This is a genomic window from Paracoccus actinidiae (assembly GCF_030863885.1).
GTDB lineage: Bacteria > Pseudomonadota > Alphaproteobacteria > Rhodobacterales > Rhodobacteraceae > Paracoccus > Paracoccus everestensis.
This window is the reverse complement of the sequence record NZ_CP132956.1, coordinates 3,134,202-3,152,860: the sequence shown is the minus strand read 5'-3', so window position 1 is coordinate 3,152,860 and position 18,659 is coordinate 3,134,202. Positions and strand designations below refer to the sequence as shown.

Genomic DNA, 18,659 nt, shown 5'->3' with positions numbered 1-18,659 from the left:
TGCTGCAAATTTTAAGAACGTCGCCGTGCTTCCGTCCCGGGATAGCCGACGATCCGCACAGGGTACGCCAACGACAGTTCAGGCCGATACGGACCTCGGTCCGTGGCAATGGCGACTTTCGTCTGAAACTGGCCGTGATTCGGGAATCATCCAGACATAATCCAATAGACTGGGCAGACAAAAAACATCTGCAAGAAGATTGCCCATCTTAATCAACAACCGCAGATTATATCTCGCCAGAATCCCAAGCCTCCCATCTTCGACAGTTAAAATCTTAAGCCCCTGATATTGCTACCCCGGATTAGCGGATTTGCCACAACACGAGGGTTCAGGCGGGCTTTTTGATGTCGAGTGCGTCGAAGAGACTCCTTTGTGCGCGGCATGCCAAGTCATGGTGGGATCGAACCAGATCGTAAGCGAGCCGCGGCGCTTCAGCGCTTCATTGTAGGCTGGCCAGTTCCTGGTCTTGTAGGCGGGGGGTGTGGGTCTGCTCATGCAACCCAGCTACCACGCTGGATTCACACCATGAATCCCTCACGAGATTTGTGCAACAGAGCCGGTAATCGGGGCAGATTTCCCAGCAGAGGCGTTGCTCTTGTGGCGGATGTCTGGTGCGCCTGCATCCCGTTTCTTTTGTGCCAGCGCGCCACGTTTTGCAGGACACTCGGCATCAAGACCCTGATCCGAGGCCGCCAACGGAGTCGCAAGGCTGCAGTAACATGGTTCGCGGCGTGAGCAGGCAGCTCTGGGTCAGCCTTGTCGGTTTCCCAGCTTGCGCCTGAGAGGCTGCGCAGACAAGTGCTCGGAGAGGCTAGGCTCGCGCAGGACGTAGCCCCTGCCCCACACCGTTTCTATCACGTTATCTCCTCCGAGCGCCTCGGACAGTTTCTTGCGCAACTTGCAAATGAAGACGTCGATGATCTTCAGTTCGGGTTCGTCCATGCCGCCGTAAATGTGGTTCAGGAACATTTCCTTGGTCAGCGTCGTGCCCTTGCGCAGGCTGAGCAGCTCAAGGATCTGGTATTCTTTGCCTGTTAGGTGGATCGGCTTGCCTTTTACCTCGACAGAATGCGTGTCCAGATTGACGACTATATCTCCGATCCGGATCAAGGCCTGGCTATGGCCCTTAGACCGGCGGATGATTGCCTGGATACGGGCCTGCAATTCCTCGCGGTTAAAGGGCTTGGTCATGTAATCGTCGGCGCCGAAGCCGAAGCCGCGCAGCTTGCTTTCGGTATCGTCGGACCCGGTCAGGATCAGGATCGGCGTGTCGACGCGCGCCAGCCGCAGATGGCGCAGAACCTCCATCCCGTGCATATCGGGTAGGTCAAGATCCAGCAAGATCAGGTCATAGTCATACAGCTTGGCAAGGTCGATCCCCTCCTCGCCCATGTCCGTTCGAAAGACGTTGTAGCTGGCAGCGGTCAGCATCAGCTCAATCGCACGTGCCGTGCTCGGATCGTCCTCAACCAATAGAATGCGCATAGCCGGGTCCTCTTTCGATTTGTCAGGGCCACGAATAACAATCTTGGAACTCGATGAATGCATAAACACACGTTATGATTGTACTATCCGCAAAAATGCTAATGCGTCCATTAAAAAATAGTATTTACTGGTGATTGGAAGAAATTGGCTTGATCAAGCCAGATCACATAGCACTTATAGAAGTGCTTTGTTCCTGGCGCAGCAAAGTGCCTTGGGCGAGAAGCGACGTCATGGTCGTCTCGTCCACCGGCTGGCAATACAGATATCCCTGACCATCATCACATCCGATCTCTTCGAGGTATCTGTGCTGCGCTTCCGTTTCCACGCCTTCAGCGACGACACGCTTTCCCAGACGATGGCCTAGATTGATGATGGCCTCGATTAAGGCATTATCATTGTTGTGGCCTATCCGAGACACAAATGATCTGTCGATCTTGACCTTTGAGATCGGCAGGCGCGCCAGGTAGCTCAGGGAGGAAAAACCCTTTCCAAAGTCATCAAGGGCAAGGTCGATGTTGCGGGACGCGACTGCGTTCAGGAACTGCTGGACAGACGGTGAGTCGATATCCATCAAAAGTCCTTCCGTAATTTCAAGCTCAAGTGAATTCTCGGTTCCTGAACGGCTTCGCAGCGCTGCATCGAGGACGCCCGTAAAATCACCAACGTTGACCTCCGCTGGCGAGACATTCACGGCGATCTTCGTGGGATGACCTTGAGCTTCCCATTGTGCTTGTTGGCGGCAAGCTTCTTGCAGGACCCATGCACCGATTGACCGGATGATGCCTGAACCTTCTGCGATGGCGATGAACTCCCCTGGGAGCATCAGACCCTTTGTGGGGTGCTCCCAGCGGACGAGCGCCTCTACAGCCCGGATCCTTCCAGTCTTAAGCTCGACCTGAGGCTGATAATACAATCGAAACTCTTGCTGCTCGATCGCCCGGCGAAGATCTCTCTCGACCCGGGCACGTCGCGCCGCGACAAGGGCAAGCTTTTCTTCGAAGAAGCACACATTGTTGTCGGAAGGCTGCTCCTTGGCTTTGTACAGCGCCAAGTCAGCACGCCGCAAAAGATCGTCGCTGTCATCAGCATCGTCTGGGAAACAAGCAATTCCAAAGCTTGCAGTGATCGAGATAGGATGATCCTCAATGCGCGTCGGATGGGCAAGCGCAGTGCGAAGCCGGCGAACACATGCATCAATGCCATCGCGTGAGCGAACATCCGAGAGAATGACTGCAAACTCATCCCCACCAAGCCGAGCGGCAGTGTCATATTCTCGTATCGCACCTGAGATGCGCCTGCTCACGATTTTGAGGAGATCGTCTCCGCCCGTGTGTCCCAATGTGTCATTCACATACTTGAAATGATCCAGGTCAATTATAAGAACAGCAACACCCGCACCGGCTTTCTGGGCGTGCACCAACGCCTCGGAAAGACGGGTGTTGAAGAGCGTTCGGTTGGGCAGCTCCGTCAACGGATCGTGAAAAGCCAGATGCTGCACTGCCTGCTGTGCTTCCTTTCGGGAGGTGATGTCGAAGATCATCCCGGAAACATGGCAGATCGCGCCAGACGTGTCGTGTCCTACGGCCTGAGCCATGACGCGGACCCAGACCCAGTGTCCATTGCGGTGTTTCAGGCGCATGTCTAGCTCGTGACGCGTTTGGCGTCCGCTCAGGAAGGCTTCATAGGATTGCTGCCATCCCGCCAGATCCTCTGGATGGAGCTGCGCGCTGAACCAGAGCTCAAAGTCGTGAGGTTCAAATGGAAGTTCAGAATATCCAAGGATCTCGCAGGCACGGGGCCCCACATACACGTCCTCTGTGAGAGGAAGATGATATTCGAATACACCGCCCCCAGTCGCCTCAATGGCCATGGAAAGGCGTTGTTCGCTTTGGAAAAGCGCATGTTCGGCTTGCTGCTGCTCGGTACGGTCGCGAAGAATTCCGGTGTAGTACCGCTGATTACCTGCCCCCCATTCTGCGACGGCCAGTTCGACGGGAAAGGTCGTGCCGTCCTTTCGACGCGCTTCGACTTCGCCTCCGTTTCCCATGACGCGGCGCTCGCCGGCGCGGGGCGCGCGCTCCACGTCACCGTCAGAAACATCCCCATGCACATCAGGCATCAACATGCCGACGTTTGCACCGATCGCTTCGCTCAGCGTGTAGCCAAAGACGCGTTCCGCCGCAGCGTTGAAGGAAACGATGCCTCCAGCCTGATCGGTCACGATGATCGGGTCTACTGCAGTATCGACGATCGATTGATACCGCGCCTGCTCTTTAGCAACAGCCTGCAGAGCCCGCCATCGCTCCAGCAGCGAACCCACAATGATCCAAAGAAAGATGCCGAATGCGCCCAGGGTTGCCGATACCGCGATCCATGGCCTTGCCACAGGGGAGACCGCCCTAGCCGGCACCTCATGCATTGCGCCGATATGAACAGCGGCCATGCCGATATAGTGTAGCCCTGAAACGCCGGCACCCAGAATAATCGCGCCGATCACGCCTTGCATCATGCTTAATTGTCGGAAGGCCAGCCAAAGCGCGAGCGTCGAGGCAGCCAGTGCGTAGAGGATTGAGATGGCGAAGAGGCTCGGATCGTAGGACAGATCTGCCGGTATCTGCATCCCAGCCATGCCGATATAATGCATGGCACAAACGCCAGCACCCGTGACAACTCCCGCCGCCGGGATCGTCCACCATCGGGTGTTGCGGCGTGCTGCCAAATTGAACCCGCACCAGGAGGCAGCCAAGACCGCGACAAGCGAAATCCCGGTAAGTGTTACATCGTAGGCCATTGGTACTGGAGCACGATAGGCGAGCATGCCTACAAAGTGCATGCTCCATACCCCCGCCCCAAACGCGAGCGCGGCCGCACTGAGCCAAAAAAGCCGATCCTGTGGTTCTCTGTGCGCCCTAGCCGCGAGATCGAGAGCAGCATGAGCGCCGGCTATGGCGATAACAACCGACACAGACACAAGGAGCGCGTTGAAGTCACCGGGGTTCGTGAACAGGTTGTGGTCGTTCATGAAGTTATGAGCTTTCTGAAATAGCCCGGTATACCAAAATTTTGAAACTAGATATTTTGCGCAACAGATAGTCGTATTAGAGGTGAACGTTACTTACGTTTTTACGCAAGTTCCATTTGGTACTACGAAGTCGGCCTATAATCAGTATCGTGCCATCTGAGCAACAGAACTGGCTGTGCAGTCTCGTAGGGAAGGCTCTTCCATAGGGCCGGATGATCCCGAGACTGACGGATGCCATTAACTGAATTTTTCAATAATTTTAGGAAGTTAACGATTTGTGCCCTGCCGGGATCTGACAGAGTTTTCCGTACAATCCACTTGCCATTCTCGTCTCAGGCGGATTTTCGAGCCGACTCCAGAAATGCCTGCAGCTGTACCCGACTGACGGGCTTGGCCAGAAAGGCAATTGCCTCCGAGCCTCCTTCCGTCCGGATCTCATCCTGAGTGTAGCCGGACATAAGGGCAATGCGAATGCACGGGTATGTGCGGGATATTGTTCGGGCAAGATCAAGTCCGGACTCCCCGGGCATGACTACGTCGCTGACTAACAAGTCCAAGCCACTTTCGCGGTCGATGATCTCACGGGCTTCCTTGCCGTTGGACGCGATCAGAGTATCGCATCCCAAGGAGGTCAGCATTCGTGCGACGACCCGTGCCACAGCCAGCGTGTCATCGACGACAAGAGCCTTCAATCTCTTTTCAGGAAAGGCTGCGAGCGCCTGATTAGTGGGTTCTGCCACCCGCGTGTCAACCGGCGCGACAGGGAAATACATGTCGACTGTGGTGCCTTGTTCCACCGCGCTTGAGAGAGTCACGAAACCACCAATCTGCTCAAGGTAGCCACGTACACGCGAGAGGCCCAGCCCTGAACCCTGACCCACCGAACGGGTCGTGAAGAAAGGCTCGAATACCTGCTCCTGCACCTGCTGCGGGATGCCGCAGCCTGTATCCTGCACCGAGAGCCGGACCCAGGTTTGAGGTTTCTCCCCGTTTTGATGCGGACATTCCACCGCATCCAGCGTGATGCGGATCGTGCCCGTATCGTTGATGGATTCGCGCGCGTTGATGGCAACATTCAGAAGACAGCTTTCTGCCATGGCAGTGTCTATCAGAACCGGTGGCAGCTCTGCCTCCACATCCAGTTCGAGCTTGATGCGAGACGGGATGGCACGGCGGACAAATGGTGCCACTGACTGCAAGAACGCTCCCAGGTCGGCTGTCTGCGGCGTCAGTTTCGACTTTCCTGCGAAGGCAAGCAGGCTGTCGTTCAGGGATTTGCCCCGCATGACCGCGTCGCGTGCCTCCGAGATCAAGATCCTGGCCTCGCTGGCATCAGTCGTAAGCTCCAGAAGCTCTACATTGCCCAGGATAACGGCGAGAAGATTGTTGAAGTCGTGGCTCACGCCTCCTGCCATCTGACCTACGAGTGCCAGCCGTTCACTGCGGTGACGCTCTTCGTATGCGCGCCTTTGCTCCGTAACGTCGTCCATGAGAACCACCGCATGGCCATATTCGGTGCCCTGACCCGCTAAAGGCACTGCCACGCAGTCCAAGATCTTCTGGCGTCCTGGTGAAGGGCGTTGCGCCTCGAACTTGCACAACTCAGAAGTGACAAGAGACTCCCCGATCTGCTCCAGATCAGGCGAGCACACTGCTTGAGCAAACAAGTCGCTGAGGGTCCTTCCTTTCAGAACTCTCTCCTCCGAACTCCAAAGTTGGCAAGCAGCCGCATTCGCATACACGATGGGCCAGGAGTTGATGTCGCAAGGGCTCCTTTCGAGCATGATTGCACCGGAGGTCATGGCGTCAATGGCGGCTCGAAACAGGCGAAGATCACGCTGTTCGCCTACCTCACGCGTCACGTTGCGGAAGTGCACGGCAATACCGGTCTGAGCAGGGTGCACAGTCACGTCGAACCATGCTTCCAAGGGCGCGAAGTAGGCTTGGAAGGACTGGGAAATTCCTGTTTCCCTGACAGCTTTATAGGTGTGCTCGAAGATCGTGCTGCGTGCTTGCGGGAATTCCTCCCAGATGTTTTCGCCGACGAGTTCTGTTGGATCACGGCGGAGCATTTCTTCGGCGGCTGCGTTCACAAAGGTAAAGCGCCAGTTGGTGTCCAGCAGAAAAAAGCCGTCAGACATCGTGCGCAGGACAAAGGACAGTTCCGCCTGTGCACGCACCCGCTCATCAATGGCCGCACGTTCCCGCGTGATGTCTTGAAACGCGCCTTGCAGGGCAACAATGCGGCCGTTCTCGTGAATGGCCTCTCCGATCGTCCGAGCCCAGAAGACGCGCCCCTCTGTCGATTGGCACTGCACGTCGAGCTTCCATGGCTTGCCTTCGCTCAGGCAGCTTTTGACGGCCTCCACGACCTTTTGCCTGCTCTCGCCGAGATAGAAAGAAAGGGCAAACTCCAGTGTCAGCTCTGCTCGCTGGGCAACGGCGAACAGATCATAAAGGAGAGGGGTCCATTCGACGACATCCTCGCCAACACGATAATGCCAAGCCCCTGTCTGACTGGCTGCGCATGCTCCCCGCAGAAGGCGTAGCTCGTCATACTGGTCCATTGGCGCGCACTTATCTCTTCGAATACCGATCTCTGGATGGGTCAGCGGTCCAGAAGATTTTAAGCAACTCTTAAGGTTCAATCGCTTCAACTTCTAGATGTATTATGCCGTCGGATGGTGAGAGTGGCCGTCGGCCGGCCCTAGGGTGACATTCGCCACTCCGCTCCATCGCCATCCGTGCGTTACGCTTGACCCGACACTCTATCACCTCCACCTCTCCATAAGTGCCTCCGCCAAGGAGCGCCATCATGATTGACCGGCCGCAGTCCGATCCCGTGAAGGTGCCGCTGGCCCCAAAGTCCTTGGGCCTGTGGGGCACTGCCATGACCGTGCGGCGCAATGTGCTGGAAGTGATCCCGGCAATCGCCACCCGAGAGCCGATCATCTCCGGCACCTCCGGACTACGCTGGCACATGGTCATGGACCCGGCCGCCCTGCGGCACATCCTCAAGGAGCGGGTCGAGGATTACCCGAAATCCGTCAACACCAAGCTGATCCTGAGTCCGGCCATCGGCGACAGCCTGCTCCTGGCTGAAGGTGCGCACTGGCGCTGGCAGCGTCGTGCCGCCGCGCCGGCCTTTGCGCAGCGCCATGTCGAGGCACTTGGCCCGGTGATGACTGCCGCCGCCGAGGCCTCCTGCCGCCGTCTCGCAGCCGCGCATGCGCCCGTGGACTTGTTCCAAGAGACGGTCGCCGCGACCTTTGAGGTGATCTCGAACACCACCTTTCTGGGGGGTGGGATGTTCGACCGCAACGCGGTGCATCAGGCACTCGATGCCTATATCGCGAAAACAGCCAAGCTGTCGCTGATGGACGTGATGGGCCTGCCAGCGTGGCTGCCGCGTCCAGGACGGCTGTTCTCCGGTCCGGGCTTAAGGCGCATGAAGACAATGGCGGACCAGGCCATCACCAGCCGAGGGCAGGCAACCTTCCGAGATAGACCCTCTGACTTTCTGGACCTGCTGCTGGACGCGCAGGACCCGGAAACCGGCCGGGCCATGACCCGCAGCGAGCTGCGCGACAATCTGCTGACCTTTATCCTGGCCGGCCATGAGACAACCGCTCTGGCACTGGCTTGGGCCCTTTATCTGTGCGCCTTCGATCCCGTCGTTCAGGAACGGGCGGCGGACGAGGCGCGTGCCGCATTAGGAGAGCGTGCCGCCACGGCTGCCGATCTGGCCGCTCTGCCGCAGACCATGCGCATCGTCAACGAGGCACTCCGCCTATACCCGCCGGCGGCCTTTCTGTCGCGGACGGCGCAGGCATCCGACACGCTCTGCGGCCGCGAGGTACGTCCCGGTGACACCGTGATGCTGCCGATCTATGCCCTGCACCGGCACCACCTTCTTTGGGAACGCCCCGATGCCTTCGATCCCGGCCGTTTTCTGAACGCGCCCAATCGCTATGCCTTTCTGCCCTTCGGCGCGGGCCCGCGTATCTGCATCGGCGCCAGCTTTGCCTTGCAGGAGGCGGTGATCATCCTGTCGACCCTGCTGGCCCGATTCCGCTTTGAGCGTATACCAGGGCGCGAGCCGCAGCCGCGCATGATCCTGACCCTTCGTCCCCACGGTGGCGTCTGGTTGACAGTGCGCCCTCGCAAATGAGGCTGATGATGGGCTGGATAACGCCTCCTGACGACACCTATGCCAACCCTGGTCAAGCCGATCCTATCCTCCTGGTGCTTTGCATCTACTCGAGATGCGTATCACCCGAGAGAACGTTCAACCAATCTTCATAGCCCTTCTCTTAATGCCGGTGCAGAAGCAGCAAGGTCATTGGCAGAATGAAAGAAAGACGTTTTCAACAGCTGCAACACATCCGCCTTGAAATTATGAAGTAAACATTGGTAATAAGCATCCATGTTCCATCAGTCGTTTTTTCCTAGGATGGGGAGTGCGGTTAATTTCTAATGAGACGTCGAAATAACTTTCAAAAAACGCCGCAACGCGGTCGTTCTTGCCGCCGACGTGTATATCTGCCTTTCAAATGAACTTATTCGTTCCCTAGGCAAGGAAAGGTTCTTGTCAATGATATTATCTGAATCACATGAATGATGACAACTTCAGTTCTAGGTGATCTGGTTTTTCGGATTGGGTTTCCTGGATTTCTCCTGAAGCTTCGCAGACCACCCCAATTCGTCATATAATATTATAGAGGTAGATACACTGTGCAACAGGCTGGTGGTATAACCAAGCTGAGCGTAAGCGTTCTGAACAATCAAAAATCCAGCTGTTGTTTTGCCCAAAGAATCATAATTGACAACAGAGACACAACTCACCTGCGGTCCGAAACCACATTGTCGTGCTTCACTTCGCGACCCTTGGATGTCGGCTTGTGTTTCTTCCAGCTCAGCGATGCTGAGGGCGACCCGGTAGGCAGCATCCTGAGCTTCCTCACCGCTCAAGGCGAGCTCATCGGCATGTGCCAGGCAGAGCATCAGCGTCGTATGGGTCGATGATAGATGGTCGTGGAATGTCGAAGCGGAACTACTTCCGATGAACTTGTTAGAGCAAGCAGGATTCTCCTGCCACATGAAGCAGATGTTCTCATAGAAGAGCAATAACGGTTTCACGGGACAGAACTGCATCTTTTTTGCTCCAGATCGCAGATGCGCCCTCTCTGGCATGTGCATTGTCCCACCGCTCTTGGAGACACTGCTCGTGGGCAGTTCCGCGTAGAATGACTGGCGATGATCAGAATGAGTTAATCGGGATCAGAGTGATCACGGTGCGTCTAAGATCAATGCGAGGATTCTAGAACGGCCATAGTCCCGTGAGCCAGCGGGTCGTTGGCCAGAGGATGAACCATCCCGCAGCCGCCCAACAGGCTGCGGGAAATGCAAAGGTCAAGAATCGTATCAGCAGCATGTTCAGATTCAGGAGCAAGTTGATCAGTTTATTGGACCGAGGTCCGGCAAAGCTTCGCACCCATTCCTTAATATTCAATCAACAAGGGGGGTCTATCCAACTGAATCCCTTCATTGAGAAACGGCATACCAGAGAAGGCATTTCGGTGCTCCAGTCTGAACTGCATTCACTCTGCCCGCAGTCCGTTGCTTGGCGGGGAAGAGCATCGAGTGGCCCTGGAAGCGGGTTGAGGACATGAATGTTTGTTGCACGCCGCTTCAACATCAGCGCTGAGGCTCTGCTGTCTTGAAGAGCCGGACTTCCCCTGTCAATTTTGAGGAGTTTGTTAATTATTTCTTAAGAATATATCTATATAGAAATCAACCTTAGGATGTAGGTCTTCGAGTTTCATACTCATAAGTGGGGTTTCAAGTTCCATGATGGTGTTTCCGACAATCTCGGCCATGTTCAGCATCCTCCTCGCCGTTGCGAGTCCTGCGTTCGCCTGCGAAGAAGAGCGCTTCTTCCCCTCCCTGGAAGCGGATCTCGAGCCCCAGTCGGTTCCTGCGCAGGAAATCGGCGCCTGGCTCAGCGCCTCTCCTTATTCGAGTGGCATCCGCTTCGCGTCTACTTTGCACGGTCGCGATCTTTGGCTTGACATCACCGACTTTCCCGATCGCGCCCCCGAGGCCGGTTCGATCCGGGCACTCATGCAGCTCGGCCGTGTCGCGGGCACGGGTTTTGATCGGCTCCTCCTGGTTGACGGTCAGGAAGTGCTTTTCGTTGTCAGCGAAACCGACCTCCGAACGGTCGGCTGCCAGTTTATCTGGCCCTCCAACAATGGGGCCGACCCGCTCATGTTGATGCGCACCCTCATCAAGACCATTCGGGAAGAGAGCACAGGAGCTCTCATTCAGGATGTGTCCGAACCAGGGTCCGTGCCGACTGCCATCCATGCCATGATGATCGTGCAGGACAGCCTTAACCCTGCTTGGGTCTCGAGCGCGCGTCCCGGCAGCGAGAAACCCGAAACCCGCAAGAATCGACAAGACCAGATGGTCGGAACCGCAGCGCCGCTTGTCCAAGCTGATGCGCGCCTGATGGACAAGAGGCTGGTCCTCAGCGGCCTTTGAGATCAACGCGCGGCTTCAGTTGATGGCGTCCAGTCTGACAGTTGTGCCATGCGGTGGGACATCTTCGTCATGGCCGGGCAAGTCGCGAAAGCACTAGCCTCCGCAGGACCATCTGCGCGATTTCTATGACCAACTGTCTTCAGAACGCTCTGATGGTGGTTATTCAACTCTAGGCTGTGGCTCACATCCATGGTTAAGCTGTCCTTGCACAGGTAGGACAAGGAAAGCAGTCGATGGCGTTTGTTCGAGCTATAGGCGCCACTGCCGGTTTGGCCTGCCTTCTTGCGCAAGTTGCCGCCGCCGACGGCTACTTCCTGCAAGGAGATGCGGGTGCCCGCACCCAATCCGTCGTGGCCTCTGCCAGCCGTGGCTCCCTGAACTATGGGCTGAACCTTTCCAACTACGAGGATGGGCATTCCGGTGCGATCAGCCTCACCTATGGGCTGCCGCTGGCGGATGTTGCTGTCATGAAGGTCGGTCCAACCATTGGCTTTCACACGAGCAGGATAAGGGCGATGATGTTCAGGCCGGGCTCAAGCTGTCGCTCGAGCGCTACAGGCCCACCTCCTTCGGCTCTACCTATCTGCTGGCCGATCTCAGCTCGGTTCATCAGTCCTGGTTTCTGCTCGGGCAGATGACGTTTGCACCAGGCAATTTCGGCGTGGAGCTGTCGCGCGGCGGAAGCAACAGTTACCGCGAAACCACCCTGGCCTTTCAAAAACGCATTGCTGACGGACCGCTGAGCGTCCGGCTCGGCTACAAACTGACGTCTGACGAAGTCTTTGCCGGCTTTTCCATCAACACGTTCTGAGGCGCTATGACTCAGCTGCCAACCCTGACCCTGCGCAAGGCCCTTTTCGCTTTTGCGCTTTCCTGCATCCTGGTGATGTGCCTGGTCCCCATGGGATTTGCCTATCTTCGCGGCGACCGCTTCACCGACAGCACCCTGGACTACGCGGCCCGCTTCCGCACCACAGCCGCCGCCGCCGATTTAGGCCGGACGCTCGATCGTGACTGGCGTGACCTGGCGTTCCTGACGGAGAGGGTTGACGAGTTGAACCCGGAGCAGCTGACCTATCTGATGACGGGAGCCAGCGGCGATGGCAGCCGCATCTCTTGGATCGGGTATGCTGATCTGAGTGGCCAAGTCATTGCGGCGACGAATGGCCTGCTGGTTGGGCAAAATGTCGGCGAGAGGCCCTGGTACCGCAACGGCCTCAGCGGTGGGTTTGCGGGCGATGTTCATGACGCAGTGCTTCTGGCCCAGCTTCTTGGGGGTGACGGGGATGAGCCGCTGCGCTTCATCGACCTGGCCAAGCCGGTCACGGACGCCGATGGTGATCTGATAGGCGTCGTCGGCATGCACATCAATGGGACTTGGCTGGCCGAACATCTGCGCGAAACGTCGAAAACCTTTGGCATTGATCTCTACCTGATCAACCCTGGTGGCGCCATATCTGCCTCCTCAACGGATGAGGCACCGGATACAGATGAATTGCAGATCCTAGGTGCGGCGCAGACCGGCGTACAATCTGGAGGACGCGAAACTTGGCCTGATGGGCGAGAGTATTTCTCCGCACTGGTACCGGAAGTGTCCTACGGCGAGCTTCCGAAGTTCGGGTGGCGGATGGTAGGGCGGCTGGATGCCGACCGCCTTGATATCGGTGTCGACTTGATCCGGAACGGGGCTCTTTACGCGCTTGTGGTCGCCATTTCCCTGATCGGGCTGCTGACGGCTCTTGTCGCACGTGCCGTCAGGACGCCCTTTGCGCAGCTTGCCGCCTCTGCGCAACGCATCGCGGACGGCTCCCAGGAGTATCCTCCAAGCTTCCGCACCACCCGCGAAGCCGCGCTGCTGTCGGCGGCGCTGACCCGGCTGCAGCAGGATCGCGTCGCCGACGATCGCTCATGACAGCCGCTGCCCTAATCCAACCAGCAAACCACCCAACTGGGCTCGAGCCGTGCCGGGTGCAGCCCCTTCGGCGTAGAAGCGGACCATCAGCGCCTCCCGCTGCGGAGGCGTGGGCCTCAGCCGGACCCGGTTGCCGTCCACGGTCTGCCCGATAACCTCGACCGGCACATCGCCAATCTCACGCAGCCGCAGCAGGCCTGTTGAGCCAACCGGGTAAATTTTTCCGCGCAAGCGCGCCTCTTCCATGGTCAGCGAGCTGATCCATTGGCGGCGCACGCCGTTGTCGGTGATCAGAATGCCCCGATCCGGCAGGTCGGCGATGTGGCGTTCACGGCGGGGCAGTTCGACACAGGCCAAAACTGTCATGAGCAAAACAAAGACGTTGTAGATCGTCCAGAAGAGGACCACCCACTTGCCGTCGCCTGCGTCGTTAAAGGCCAAGCGGTCCACGAAGATGCCCAGTGTCAGGCCGAGAAGCGTCAGGGCTAGCAGGACCAGGAATGGCGCCATCATCTGCCATTGCACGATGATCTTGGTCCGGTCGCCGCCCTTAGCCGTCACCGAGAACGGATGGCCCCTGGGCCGGAAGAGCCCCGTGACGGCTGCGCGGCTGATCGGAAGGGCACCAATCAGCTGGCTGGTGTCGTGGAGGATGGGCACGAACATGCCCGGCATCAGCGACCTCTGCGCCAGGAACGACCAGACGAAGTAGACGCTGAAGTAGCTGATCACGTCCGTCAGCGTTGCGTTCACCACGATCACGTTGAAGAACCAGTAGAGCAGCGGATAGACAACAACGGCTACCCGAAAGGGAAAGCTGGTCATCCAGAAGAACACCGAGTCGATCACGCTCCAGCGGTCGCGCAGGCGCAGATTGCTCTTGGCCAAAGGTCCGTATTTCGATCGGGCGATCTGCATCAGCCCCAGACACCAGCGGGCGCGTTGCGTAACGTATTCCTTGAGTCCCTCGGGAGCCAAACCCTCTGTTAGCGGCTCGGCTAGGTAGACCGTCTTCCAGCCGCGCTCCTGCAGTGCCAGTGTCAGCAGGAAGTCCTCGGTGACGCTTTCGGTGGGAAAGCCGCCCATTTCCCGCAGGGCACTCCATCGGCAGATCGACGAAGTACCACAGCAGATCGCAATCCCCCAGGCGTCGCGCGAGGGCTGCATGTAGTCAAAGAAGAACCGCTGCTCGTCCGGGTAGGAGCGGCTGATGCCGAGATTGTGCTGAATCGGGTCGGCATTGAAGAAATGCTGCGGGGTCTGGACCAATGCGACCTTGGGATCATGGAACAGCGCTAAGCTGCGCGAGATGAAGCCCCGGTGGGGCACAAAGTCGGCGTCCAGCACCGCCACAAAGTCGGGGGGTACCGGGTCTTCGGCCAACCGATCCAGGCAATGGTTGATGTTGCCAGCCTTGGAGCCCTTGTTGTCAGGTCGGCGCATGTAGCGCACGCCTTGTTCAGCGCAATAGTCGCGCAGCCAGTCGCGCCGGCTGTCGTCAAGGACCAGCACCTCCTTGTTCTTGTGGCGCAGCGACCGGGCACCCACGATCGTCCGCTCCAGCACCTCCAGCTCTTCGTTGTAGGTGGCGATCAGGATGGCGACGCGGGGTTCCCGCTCGCCCCACCATCCTTCATGGGCATCCGCCTCTTCACTGCGCAGGCGGATGCGCGACATGATGGTGAAGGCGCTGATCGAGCCAATCAGCGCCAGCATCTCCAATGCAAACAGCGACCAGCTGGCCAGCATGTCGATGGTCCACCCCGCTGGCGCCAGTGTCTCGGTCCCTCGCCACCAGACATAGCGTAGCGCCAGCAGGAAGGAGATGCCCATCAGGGCGGCCCGGTGGCGGTTGTTGGTCGGATCGACCACCGAGGGCAGGATGAGACCCGCACCGAGCGCCAGCAGCACATGGGTCCAGCTGGAGCCGAGTTCAGTCAGGTGAGGGAACGGAAGCATGTCAGCGGAACAGGCTGCGCAGCCCGTCCAGCGGGCGCGTGTCAAAGAAGGCACGGCCCGTGCGGCCGATCATGCAGCCGTCTGCACCCGCTTGCCGCAGCGCAGGAACAATCAAGGCCACGTCAAAGCGTTCAAGATGGCGCTGGCTGGGTGCCACAGCCAGGTTGCGGTAGATCGTTTCTGCTCCGCTGCCGGCAAGGCGGCTGATCGTGGCGTCATGCACCTCGGATGTGCCACCAAGCCGGAATGTGGCTGCCTGCCCGACCGTCAGGCTGTTGTATACACGCTCTGTTACAGACACCGTGACCATCGTGGCCTGACAATCCAAAAGCCGCAGGAGAGGGTCACCGCGCTGGACAGTGACGCCGTCTGCCTCCAGCACCTCCCAGAAGAGACCACCCACAGGAGCCTGAAGATCGCCGCCCGTCAGGCCATTGACGCGGATCCGTTCGCGATCCGCCCGCTCCCGGACGGCAGCGCTGCGCTCCTGGGCCTCTGCGAGGCGCGAGGTCAGAAGGGCAATTTCTTTGTTCTGTTCCAGCAGGCGCTGCCCGGCATCCTTGCCGTCCCGGAGAAACACGTTCTCTTCGGCGGCCCGAAGCGCAATCCGCAGGACGTCGACCCGCTCGCGTGCATGGTCGAGGACCAGAGCGTCCAGCCTCGGCTCACCTGGCAGACGATCAGCGTCCTGCGTGACGGCATTAAGCAGCTGATCTTCATTCTCAGGCGTCGCTCCGCCAGCCTCCAGAATAGTCAAGCGTGCTTCGGCATGGGACAGATGCTCACGCAGTTCCTCCAACCGGCGAACTCGGTCAATCCGGGTTCGCTCTGCAAGCCCCTCCCGGACAGATTGCGTTTCCGACAGCAAAGCCGCGATCTGCGCTTCGGCAGCCGCTTCCAGCCGGACCTCCATCAGTAGCTCGTCCAGCCGCACCCGATCCACAAGCGGATCCTGGATGCTGGCCAGAACCTCGCCCTGACCGACCCGTGACCCCAACTGACGTGCCGCCATCTGCAGATTGCCCGCGACCGGAGCACGGACGGTCACCACAGGGGCGTTGACCACCGCATCGGCGCTTGCACCCGACATCTGCTCGCCCAAGATGATCCAAAGGGCCGTAATGACGGCCACGATGCCGATGATCAGTCTTCCGTACTTCATGAGCGCGTCACATTGGTTCGTTCTGGTTGTGTTACTCAACCTAAAGGAATGTTATGAGGAATTAACCAGGTTCATTCAGCGCTTCGAATTTTTTTTTTACCCTTGTGGTTCAAGCCTTGCATTGGCCTTCGCACTGCTGCGCCACCTGGGCCAGCATCAGCAGGCTGTCCGAGTAATAGCCGCTGCTGTCCGGCCGCCGATCCGGCACATCTCGGCAGTGCGCAAGCGCGTACAGCGCCAGGAAACCAGAGTTGTTGCTCTGTGCTAGGACCTGCCCATCCGGAGAGGCCTCCACGGCAACATGATCCAGGATGCGGTCCCGTTCCATCAGCTCACGCGCCAGACGAACGGCCGGACCACGTCAGGTAGAGCGGGATATCTGGATCATCCGTCCAGTTCTTCGATCAGTACCACCGGTAGGGTAGGGGGGAACAGATCGCCCTGTTGCCCCTTCTGAGCATGCCACTGTACTTTCTGCTCATCGACCGTCTTCAGCCACCATGACACCCTGAGTTTGGTGATCTTGCGGCCCTGCTTCTCGATCACGTCGACGCGGCACGAGAAGGGGGCGAGCATATTGACCTCGGCGACGGCCGGCTCAATCGCCTTGCGACGCAGGGCGGCAAACGAGACCAGCTTGCCTTCCGGCACGCCTAGATAGTCCCGCAGCTCCTCGGTCTCGAAGTCGTTGTAGAAGACATGCTTCAAGCCAATTCGCTTGGCGATGATCTCATAGAGCGCCATGCCATACTTTGTCGCGAAGCCATGAAGGATCTGCATTTCAAGGCGCGCGAATATCTGACTGTCTCGCAGGATCGGCAAGAGCTTGGGGTGTAGCTCATAGGTCAGCATCGTGGCGATGCCCGGCCCGAACTTCTCGATGTCGGTAGGGCCGAGCAGGTGGACGTTGCGGGTTGACCCATCGGACATGCGCACGCGAACCACCGTTTGCATAAGGCTCAGAATGGCCTCAGTGACACGATCGTTCGAGGTGTGGTTGCCCCGAAGCTCAGCAAAGGGGATTCGGTATTCCTGCCCCTCGGCCGCCATGTCTGGCCCGAATGAATTGGACAGCAGCTGGTTGTAAATCCGGCGGGCCGCAAGGGTGATCTTCTCTCCCCCCCGAACCTCGATCAGCTCGGCGGGCTTGATGACCTCGCCACGCCGCTGAAACGCATTGAGCGTGCCGCCATTGCTATTGTGACTTTTGGGGCGAGGTTCGTCCCGCATGTATTGTAACCCGTGCTGATCGCGGGTCACAATAGGAGGAACTCGCTGGATTTGGGAAGAAGAATACGCGCGATGGGCCTGAAATCGCCTGACCTCGCCCCAAAAGTCACCATAGGGCCGGCGCAGCTTGGCGGGGTCGCCCTAAAAGTCACAATACCTCGCCCAGAAAGTCACCTTACCTCGCCCGAAAAGTCACGATACCTCGCCCCATATGTCACCGTCAGGGCAATTATCCTTTTCAGTGCAGGGCGTTATGGCCTCTAAAATGGAAGAAACTAGAAAAGAAGAAGCTCCGCCAGAATAGGGGACGCACTGAATGGCCCCTGAACGCGAAAGGGCCGCCCCCCGGGTTTGAGCCGAGGGGCGGAATGCTTAGAATAGGGCAGGGCTATTGCAGCCGGGCCTTGAGGGCTTCTCCAGCCTCCATGCCAGCTTCGAACGTAGCCTTGCCATTCTCGACAGCCTCCATGATCTGCTTCTCCTTTTCAGGCTCCATCGTGTAGGGCCGGGGGATCGCCCCACCAAAGCCGCCGCGCTGCTGTGCGATGATCAGACCCCACAAAGGGGTGACAGCCAACAGGAAGCCGCGGATCTCACTCGGGTCATAGCCGAGTAGCTGGGCGAGCACTTGCACCAGCAGGCCACCGTCGCCACCGGCCGAGAGGCTGGTGAAAAAGGTATCGAGTACGGTCAGCAGCAGGGGGAAGATGCCGAGCCAAAAGCTGCGGGTCTTCAGGATGAAGATAGGGGCGATGGTCTTGATCACGATACAAGCTCCGGGATGAGGGCCAACCAGGTCTTGGACCGAGGATACCGTCCTGCGAGAGGCCGGCAGAAAACTGAAAGGCGATGGCAGCGGCGCGCGTCCCGGCGCCGAAGATGCCGTCGACGCCGCGAGGATCGAAGCCGAGGGCGAGCAGGCGCTCCTGGGCGACGCGCACGGGTGCACCGCGCGAACCTAGGCGGACCTTGGGATAGGAAGGCGCCAGCACATCAGGCACGGCCTGCCATCGCTTGAATGCTGCGGCTAGACGCGTGTGATAGCCGTGCTTGGCATAACCCGCGCCGTTGTAGCCCCGGGCAAACGCAGACCAGTCATGGCGGCGCAGCTCGTCGTCCAGGCCTTCGCTTTCAATGAAGCAGCGGGCCTCGAGGCCCGCTGCTTCGTCGTCGCAGAAAGCCGCGACCATATCTCCGGTCGAGGCGTATCCTGCGGCCTTGTGGTTGAAGCCCATGATCTGGCCCAAGCCGAAGGAAGCGCTGCGCAGGGCGGCGTTCGCGTCGATCTTGATGGCCATAGCAAAGCGCGGATAGCTATCGGCCGGATAAGGCTTGGCGCCCCA

General features: G+C 58.5%; 14 protein-coding genes and 2 pseudogenes. 4 read left to right on the top strand and 12 right to left on the bottom strand.

The window, feature by feature from the left end; translation table 11 throughout:
- Nucleotides 1-366: 366 nt before the first annotated feature.
- The 4 genes and pseudogenes from Q5701_RS15655 to Q5701_RS15640 all read right to left on the bottom strand — a co-directional run.
- Nucleotides 367-495: pseudogene (locus tag Q5701_RS15655) on the bottom strand (IS5/IS1182 family transposase); the annotation flags it as partial.
- Between the two features lie 255 nt (nucleotides 496-750).
- Nucleotides 751-1,485, bottom strand: a complete 735-nt coding sequence (ctrA, locus tag Q5701_RS15650) for a response regulator transcription factor CtrA (protein WP_306751928.1) — start codon at nucleotides 1,483-1,485, stop codon at nucleotides 751-753.
- 163 nt (nucleotides 1,486-1,648) lie between these two features.
- Nucleotides 1,649-4,507 (bottom strand): bifunctional diguanylate cyclase/phosphodiesterase, encoded by a 2,859-nt coding sequence (locus Q5701_RS15645; RefSeq protein ID WP_306751927.1) that lies wholly within the window; start codon nucleotides 4,505-4,507, stop codon nucleotides 1,649-1,651.
- 332 nt (nucleotides 4,508-4,839) lie between these two features.
- Nucleotides 4,840-7,074 carry a PAS domain-containing protein gene (locus Q5701_RS15640; protein ID WP_306751926.1) on the bottom strand — a complete coding sequence of 745 codons (2,235 nt, stop codon included), beginning with the start codon at nucleotides 7,072-7,074 and terminating at the stop codon, nucleotides 4,840-4,842.
- A gap of 248 nt (nucleotides 7,075-7,322) precedes the next feature.
- Between Q5701_RS15640 and Q5701_RS15635 the strand changes: the two genes are divergently transcribed.
- Entirely contained in the window at nucleotides 7,323-8,678 is a 1,356-nt protein-coding gene (locus Q5701_RS15635) for a cytochrome P450 (RefSeq protein WP_306751925.1), read from the top strand.
- A 464-nt stretch (nucleotides 8,679-9,142) separates the two neighbouring features.
- On the opposite strand, the gene Q5701_RS15630 is transcribed toward Q5701_RS15635, so the two are convergent.
- Nucleotides 9,143-9,661 carry a hypothetical protein gene (locus Q5701_RS15630; RefSeq protein ID WP_306751924.1) on the bottom strand — a complete coding sequence of 173 codons (519 nt, stop codon included), beginning with the start codon at nucleotides 9,659-9,661 and terminating at the stop codon, nucleotides 9,143-9,145.
- A gap of 696 nt (nucleotides 9,662-10,357) precedes the next feature.
- On the opposite strand from Q5701_RS15630, the gene Q5701_RS15625 reads away from it, so the two are divergent.
- The gene (locus tag Q5701_RS15625; RefSeq protein WP_306751923.1) at nucleotides 10,358-11,053 is read left to right on the top strand and encodes a hypothetical protein; all 696 of its coding nucleotides are present in this window, start codon (nucleotides 10,358-10,360) and stop codon (nucleotides 11,051-11,053) included.
- Between the two features lie 2 nt (nucleotides 11,054-11,055).
- Here Q5701_RS15625 and Q5701_RS15620 read toward each other — a convergent pair whose 3' ends face one another.
- Nucleotides 11,056-11,397 carry a hypothetical protein gene (locus Q5701_RS15620; RefSeq protein WP_306751922.1) on the bottom strand — a complete coding sequence of 114 codons (342 nt, stop codon included), beginning with the start codon at nucleotides 11,395-11,397 and terminating at the stop codon, nucleotides 11,056-11,058.
- 290 nt (nucleotides 11,398-11,687) lie between these two features.
- Between Q5701_RS15620 and Q5701_RS15615 the strand changes: the two genes are divergently transcribed.
- A complete protein-coding gene (locus Q5701_RS15615; protein WP_306751920.1) occupies nucleotides 11,688-11,864 on the top strand; it encodes a hypothetical protein in 177 nt (58 codons plus the stop codon).
- Between the two features lie 6 nt (nucleotides 11,865-11,870).
- On the top strand, nucleotides 11,871-12,965 hold the full coding sequence (locus Q5701_RS15610) for a HAMP domain-containing protein (RefSeq protein ID WP_306751919.1): 1,095 nt from the start codon (nucleotides 11,871-11,873) through the stop codon (nucleotides 12,963-12,965).
- On the opposite strand, the gene Q5701_RS15605 is transcribed toward Q5701_RS15610, so the two are convergent.
- The 6 genes and pseudogenes from Q5701_RS15605 to Q5701_RS15580 form a co-directional block, all read right to left on the bottom strand.
- The gene (locus tag Q5701_RS15605; RefSeq protein WP_306751918.1) at nucleotides 12,960-14,924 is read right to left on the bottom strand and encodes a glycosyltransferase family 2 protein; all 1,965 of its coding nucleotides are present in this window, start codon (nucleotides 14,922-14,924) and stop codon (nucleotides 12,960-12,962) included. The two genes, Q5701_RS15610 and Q5701_RS15605, sit on opposite strands and share 6 nt — an antisense overlap.
- Before the next feature lies 1 nt (nucleotide 14,925).
- Nucleotides 14,926-16,125, bottom strand: coding sequence for an HlyD family secretion protein (locus Q5701_RS15600; RefSeq protein ID WP_306751917.1), 1,200 nt, complete (start codon nucleotides 16,123-16,125; stop codon nucleotides 14,926-14,928).
- Between the two features lie 70 nt (nucleotides 16,126-16,195).
- Nucleotides 16,196-16,414: a hypothetical protein gene (locus Q5701_RS15595; RefSeq protein ID WP_306751916.1), complete on the bottom strand. Its 219-nt coding sequence runs from the start codon at nucleotides 16,412-16,414 to the stop codon at nucleotides 16,196-16,198.
- Between the two features lie 56 nt (nucleotides 16,415-16,470).
- A complete protein-coding gene (locus tag Q5701_RS15590; RefSeq protein WP_306751915.1) occupies nucleotides 16,471-17,346 on the bottom strand; it encodes a replication initiation protein in 876 nt (291 codons plus the stop codon).
- 358 nt (nucleotides 17,347-17,704) lie between these two features.
- Complete coding sequence (locus Q5701_RS15585; RefSeq protein ID WP_306755516.1) at nucleotides 17,705-18,082, bottom strand: hypothetical protein; 378 nt, start codon at nucleotides 18,080-18,082, stop codon at nucleotides 17,705-17,707.
- Between the two features lie 46 nt (nucleotides 18,083-18,128).
- Nucleotides 18,129-18,614: pseudogene (locus Q5701_RS15580) on the bottom strand (N-acetylmuramidase domain-containing protein); the annotation flags it as partial.
- Nucleotides 18,615-18,659: the final 45 nt, after the last annotated feature.

Coding starts and splice junctions, on each gene's coding strand:
- Q5701_RS15605 (WP_306751918.1), bottom strand. CDS start 14,924: ATGCTTCCGTTCCCTCACCTGACTGAACTCGGCTCCAGCTGGACCCAT.
- Q5701_RS15630 (WP_306751924.1), bottom strand. CDS start 9,661: ATGCAGTTCTGTCCCGTGAAACCGTTATTGCTCTTCTATGAGAACATC.
- Q5701_RS15610 (WP_306751919.1), top strand. CDS start 11,871: ATGACTCAGCTGCCAACCCTGACCCTGCGCAAGGCCCTTTTCGCTTTT.
- ctrA (WP_306751928.1), bottom strand. CDS start 1,485: ATGCGCATTCTATTGGTTGAGGACGATCCGAGCACGGCACGTGCGATT.
- Q5701_RS15640 (WP_306751926.1), bottom strand. CDS start 7,074: ATGGACCAGTATGACGAGCTACGCCTTCTGCGGGGAGCATGCGCAGCC.
- Q5701_RS15615 (WP_306751920.1), top strand. CDS start 11,688: ATGACGTTTGCACCAGGCAATTTCGGCGTGGAGCTGTCGCGCGGCGGA.
- Q5701_RS15625 (WP_306751923.1), top strand. CDS start 10,358: ATGATGGTGTTTCCGACAATCTCGGCCATGTTCAGCATCCTCCTCGCC.
- Q5701_RS15645 (WP_306751927.1), bottom strand. CDS start 4,507: ATGAACGACCACAACCTGTTCACGAACCCCGGTGACTTCAACGCGCTC.
- Q5701_RS15595 (WP_306751916.1), bottom strand. CDS start 16,414: ATGGAACGGGACCGCATCCTGGATCATGTTGCCGTGGAGGCCTCTCCG.
- Q5701_RS15635 (WP_306751925.1), top strand. CDS start 7,323: ATGATTGACCGGCCGCAGTCCGATCCCGTGAAGGTGCCGCTGGCCCCA.